Below are 1,845 nucleotides of genomic sequence, written 5' to 3' on the forward strand. Positions count from 1 at the left end.
GGCCTACCTCTACGCCCTCATGGTCGACGGCGTGGACCCCCGGCTGCGCCCCGGATCGGCCCTCTACGAGGGGACCGTGGCGCCGTGGGAGCCGGCCGGTGCGGGGACGGCCGAGGGCCTCGGCTCCACGGTCATGCTACCTTTTGTGAACGATATGCAACCGGATGCATTTTCAGCCGTGCTTCACACCGTGGCCGACGACGTGGCCGCGTCCGTGGGGTCCATCCTCGCCGGTCGGCTCGCCCCCGCCCCCGTGGACGCCCGCGCCTGCGCCTTCTGTCCCGCGCCGGGCTGTCCCAGGCGCCGCTCCCCGGATGGCGCGCCCGTGGACGACGCTGCCCTCTCCCCGGAGTTTCAGGTCTCTGCAGCCGCAACGTTCCTCTCGCAGCCCGGCGACACGGCCCGGGGGCTCGCCCCGCTCCTCGTGGGCCCCCTCTTCTCCCTCTCCGCCGGCGATCTCCTGCTCTTGGCCACGGGCTGCGACCCGCAGACCGGGCGCCNCTCGCACCGGCGCCTCGACCGCGGCGTGCTGGCTGGCGAGGCCGGTCTCGCGGCGCCCCCGTCGTCCCGGCTCGCCCACGCCCTCGCCGTGCTGGGGGGCGCCGTCTCGGCTGCGGCGACGATGCCCCTCGATGCCGCGGTCCGCACCCTCGTCGAGGGGAGCGGATGGCCGGGGCGCCTGGCCGCGTCTCACGCCCCTGGGGACGCTGCCACCCTCGCCCGCCTGACGGCCGCGCTCTCCCGCCTCTCGTGCTCCGAGGTGCGCGCCCGGCGGGCCCTCTGAGGTCTTTCGGCCGGTGGGCGCCGACAAGTTGCCGTTCACCTATATTCACCCATATTTTGGATTGCATTCAGAAATGACTTGCAGCGGGAAGGTCCCACCCGCTAACATATCGACTAAGCACGTTGTATAAGCCGGTGTGAAATGCCCGCCGTGGCTGCGGGGCAGGACGTGTCGGTCGGGGAGGACAGGGGGTACCCATGGAGAGGGAGAGCGTCGAGCTGCAGGAGGAGCAGGAGCATGCCGCCCGCCTGATCATCGAGGGCACACGGCTTCTCACCACGAGAATACCCGCCCTTTTCGAGACGGAGGCCTCCGACATCACGTTCCGTCAGTGGGAGGCCCTCAAGGTCGTCCTCGCCGCGCGGTCGCCCGAGATATCGCTCTCGGACATCACCTTGTACATGGGGTACTCGCGCCAGAACGTGAAGAAGCTCGTGTCGGGCCTCGAGCGTGCGGGCTACGTGACCCTCCAACCGTCCCACATCGACAACCGGGCCCTCCGCGTGGAGGCCACCCGCAAGGCCCGTNGCGAGGCGCCCCGCTACGCCGAGGCCGAGAGCTGCATGATCTGCTCGCTGCTCGACGGCGTGCAGGAGAGCGACCTCTTGGTGAGCGCCCGCACCATGGCCGCGATGATCCGCAACGTGGCCTACGACTGAGCGCCCGTCGCGTTCCCACCGCCGGAACCGGCCTTCCCGGGTCCGCCGTCCTCCCTTCCCCCGGGGGCGGCGGACCTTTCCCGTGCCGCCCCACCGTCGGCCGGGGCGCCGCCCCTGGGGAGCCCCACCTTGGGGGCCACGTAGCCGTGGCTGAGGATCCGCAGGCACTCGGCCACCACCATGCGGTCGCAGGCGGCCGGGTCGTCTGCGCAGTCGGCACCGTGGTCACGGTAGGTGGCGGGGTCGTCCACGAGGTAGTAGTGGCGCATGAGGCGCATGGACTCGTGGGGGAGGGGCTTGCCGGGTCGGGGTGAGCGGCCCACGAACGCCATGGTGCGCTCCAGACCGTCGAACCCGCCCTCCAGGGCGCGCCAGCCGTTGGCCCTGAGGAAGGCGCACCAC

The 1,845-nt window shown here is 71.5% G+C and carries 2 protein-coding genes; one reads left to right on the forward strand and one right to left on the reverse strand.

Translation table 11 applies throughout. From position 1 onward, the window contains the following. The first annotated feature begins 981 nt into the window (after positions 1 to 981). Positions 982 to 1,443: a MarR family winged helix-turn-helix transcriptional regulator gene (locus tag JX283_RS08225; protein ID WP_204830141.1), complete on the forward strand. Its 462-nt coding sequence runs from the start codon at positions 982 to 984 to the stop codon at positions 1,441 to 1,443. On the opposite strand, the gene JX283_RS08230 is transcribed toward JX283_RS08225, so the two are convergent. Continuing rightward, on the reverse strand, positions 1,434 to 1,845 hold a 412-nt coding region (locus JX283_RS08230; RefSeq protein ID WP_204830142.1), incomplete at its 5' end, for a hypothetical protein. The two genes, JX283_RS08225 and JX283_RS08230, sit on opposite strands and share 10 nt — an antisense overlap.

This window comes from Olsenella sp. CU969 (genome assembly GCF_905219715.1).
In the GTDB taxonomy this organism is placed as follows: domain Bacteria; phylum Actinomycetota; class Coriobacteriia; order Coriobacteriales; family Atopobiaceae; genus Granulimonas; species Granulimonas faecalis.